Origin of the sequence: Salinivibrio sp. HTSP, from assembly GCF_003390965.1 — a bacterium.
In the GTDB taxonomy this organism is placed as follows: domain Bacteria; phylum Pseudomonadota; class Gammaproteobacteria; order Enterobacterales; family Vibrionaceae; genus Salinivibrio; species Salinivibrio kushneri.
Genome location: NZ_PXUD01000115.1, coordinates 1 through 1,365 on the forward strand (window position 1 = coordinate 1; position 1,365 = coordinate 1,365).

Annotated in this window: 1 protein-coding gene; it reads right to left on the reverse strand. The window is 51.4% G+C overall.

The window, feature by feature from the left end:
* Positions 1-118: 118 nt before the first annotated feature.
* Positions 119-1,251, reverse strand: a protein-coding gene (locus C7A19_RS15385; protein ID WP_235614328.1) for an IS3 family transposase whose coding sequence is annotated in 2 segments (ribosomal slippage) — positions 119-970 and positions 973-1,251 — 1,131 coding nt in all. Because the reading frame shifts where the segments join, the coding sequence is not laid out codon by codon here.
* Positions 1,252-1,365 lie beyond the last annotated feature (114 nt).

Sequence of the window (1,365 nt, forward strand, 5' to 3'; positions counted from 1 at the left end):
CTGTCCATCTTGATATCACAAGCTTTCATGTTGATGGAGAATACGCTCAATGAGGTGGACCCAATCAGTTGGACAACCTGATGGTGCTCCTAAGCTATGATCTAGGTTTTTCCCTGGCTCAGGCTGCCAAGGTTACGGGTTGCTTATAGTAAACCTCATCGGGCGTTTGGTAATCAAGGGTTTGGTGGTACCGAGTCTGATTGTAATGCCGGAAGTACCGGTGGAGTGCCTGTTTCAAGTGCTGCCCATTCTCGAAGGCTGTGAGGTAGACGCACTCGTGTTTGACGCTACGCCAAAGCCGTTCCACGAATATATTATCATGGTAGCAGCCTTTACCGTCCATGCTGATCTGGATGTCATGCTCTTTGAGAACGTCTGTGAAGGCTTCACTGGTGAACTGTGCACCTTGATCGGTGTTGAAGATCTCAGGGGCTCCATAGCGCTGTAAGGCTTCCTCCAAGGCATCGATACAAAAGTTGGTGTCTAGGGTGTTGGAGACCCGCCAGGACAACACTTTACGGCTATACCAGTCGATAATGGCGACAAGGTACATGAAGCCCTTGGCCAGTGGGATATAGCTGATGTCTGTCGCCCACACCTGGTTGGGACGGTCGATCTTCAGCCCGTTAAGTAGGTACGGATAAATCTTGTGCCCATCGCCAGGAATGCTGGTTCTGGGGCGTGGGTACACCGCCTGGATGCCCATGGTGCGCATAAAACGTTGAACCCGCTTGCGGTTTATCCGGTAGCCCTGACGTTCCAGGTGGACTCGCATCTGGCGAGAGCCATAGTACGGCGTGTTGAGGTGTTGCTTATCGATCAAATACATCAAATCTAGATTCTCCTGACACTGTGCACGAGAGACATAGTACACCGAGGAGCGGCTCAACTTGAGCAGCTCGCACTGGCGAACAAGACTGATCTGAGGGTGACCATGCTCGATCATCGCCAACTGTTGTTGCCGGCTTACTGATCGAGCTTGCGTGACAAAAAATCGCGTTCCACCGTTAGTCGGCCAATCTCGCGATAAAGCTCGTCAGTACTGTGTTCATCGGATTGCTTGCCAGATTTTTTATTGCCTTCGAACAGGTCCGAGGCATTCTCCAGTAGCTCGCGCTTCCAAGCGCTGACCATAGTCGGATGGATCTGGAACCGGGCGGCGATTTCGGATGTGGTCTGGTCTCCCTTGAGCGCGGCCAGGGCAACTTTGGACTTAAATGATGCGCTGTATTGCTTACGTTTCTTGCTCATGATTCTCCTCCTTGTGGAGATGATGATTCAGAGCTTAGGCGCCTGTCCAATTTTTGGGGTCCACTTCACAAGACGACGATATCAATGCGATTAAACTGGTAAAAGGCTACAGCC